The 2,140-nt window shown below is 51.3% G+C and carries 1 protein-coding gene; it reads right to left on the bottom strand.

Going from position 1 to position 2,140, the window contains the following annotated elements:
* Positions 1–1,372: 1,372 nt before the first annotated feature.
* A partial coding sequence (locus V6D20_15870; protein ID HEY9817257.1) for a hypothetical protein occupies positions 1,373–2,140 on the bottom strand: 768 nt, incomplete at its 5' end.

Genomic DNA, 2,140 nt, shown 5'->3' with positions numbered 1-2,140 from the left:
TGGTGGGTTCATAGCCAGTGGTAGAGTTTTTGGAGTTGAGTCAACCAAAGGGTGATGGCTCTGGAATCGCCGCAAGTAAGGACGTGAATAGTGGTTTCATTGTCGGCTTGGCATCGGGGGCACCGGCTGTGGTCTTGATGTTCCCGTAGGAGTTCCATTCTTCCCACCGCGCAATGACCGGTGGCGTGTTTGAGAAGCCACCTCTGTTTCCCTAAGGGGATGCGTTTCATGGCTCTGCCGAGGGCTATAGTATCTAAGGTATCCCAAACTTCCGGTGGGATGCCGTGTTTCTTCTGCCAATATGCTAAAGCCGGTTGGTAAATCCTCTCATATGTAGTGGGTATGTCCAAGGCGCACAGTTTCTGTCCGTTATGCCACGTGGACCATTTCTCGTGTTTGAACATAGGGGTGTCGGTAATAAAGTTGGAGCATGCGTGACAATGGGCCTTGGCTCGGGTGTCGCAGTTGATGTTGAGTTTTGCCCAATTATCGAGGGACGAGAGAAGCGCGTGATCGTCTTGATGGCCTTTGATCCAATGAAAGGAGACCAATATGGGTAGGTCTTTTATCCGCTGGCGGATATCGAATAGGATATCAAAGTCTGCCTGTTGTGGTGCGAGTTTCCAGAGCCCGGCGGCCTGGTTGAGGGCACTTTCTCCATCTAGCCCTATGGTAATATGTCCGGCGCTAATGTCAAAGTGTGAAATGATGAGTTTGAGGAGGATTAGGATACCTTCTACTCCTGACAATTCGCTGCGATATGGGCTTTGCTGGTGGGGTTGGCCTGTTACTTGGTGTTCTGCATGAATTTGGGAGTGGATGTCTTTGATTGAGGGGGTGAGCAAGAAGGCTGCTGTGCCACTTCTGGAAATGGGATCATAGGATCAGTCACTGACTGCTATAGCTTTGCCCGTTTGGATACTGGCGGCCATTTGGAGTAGGTGTTTGGAGGGTATATTCCACCGGTGTAAGGCCCATCGGGAGTGGGGTGGCAGCGAGGTGATGAGGTCATCGAACGTGCTTGGTGTAGTCGGAGAGGCCGGTGGAGGAGGGAGATACTGGTGAGGCTCCAGACTCTGGTACTTCAGGGTGACTTTGGCAATGCCGCTGGTGACTGGGAAGATCGAAACCATTTGGGTTTGGGCCGGTAGGTGCTGGGTCGAAGTGCGGGCTCTAGTAAAAACTTTATTGATGGGGTTGGGGCTGTGAGAGGAGCGAAGGTACTCAACCCATCTAGTGTTTTCGTTGTGGTAGAGGATTTTGCTGGTGGTCGAGTACCGCCATGGCCAGTGTGGTGTGGGATCAATGAGCCACCTTCCAAGAGGCCGTCGGAGGGTCAGGTGCGGGCAACCGGATATTAGAAAGCAGTGCGTTATCGCTTTCTTCCATAATGTCCAATGTTGCGAAGAAAGAGAAGGTTGTTTCCTTGGCCACCCATACTTGTGCCATGTGTTGTGCCAGTTGACTCCCCGGAGGCATTCCGGTTGTAGGTGGTTTTTTTGGAGGTAATATCCGCTAGGGAGACTATCTGTAGATATTTCCTGCAGTCGTTTAGTCGGCGGAGGGAGGCTCCTTTGTATTTTGCCATGGTGAAGGCTTGCATTAGGAGAGTGTCGTGGGAGCGAGCCCTTTGAAGGATGGGGGTGCGATCGGTAATCGTGATATTGTGTTGGAGTCCGAATAGCCATGTTTTGGAGGTCCATGTTTGAGTAACTGCAGCATGCATAGAAGGGGGGGCATCAGTGATTTGGCCCAGGTGTCCGAGGTCCAGGTGTAGTTGTTCGAAGGAGATGCGTAGGAGGTTGCCAAGGAATGTGTCGTGGTTAATTTCATCCATACAGAGCTGAAGATGGATAAGTTCTTGTCGATAATATGGGTGGATCAATCCTGTTCCCATATGTTCTAGGGGGCCAAAGATGATAGACCGCGGGAAGTTGCTAGCAAAGCCGGATTTTTGAAGGGCAGTGGGCATGAGGCGTTTCATTAGCTTGTCCCAATCCTTTTCGGTGAGGGTGGAGGCTGGCATGACGTATTCCAAAGATTTGTTGATGCGTGTGGTCATTGCCAGCCACGCTTCGTTCCGTGAAAGTGTTGATGATCGGAGGGAGGTGGTGAACTTGGAGATTTTCTGGCTCAGTTG

This window comes from Candidatus Obscuribacterales bacterium (assembly GCA_036703605.1).
Classification (GTDB): Bacteria; Cyanobacteriota; Cyanobacteriia; order RECH01; family RECH01; genus RECH01.
This window is presented reverse-complemented; position numbering and strand designations above follow the sequence as displayed.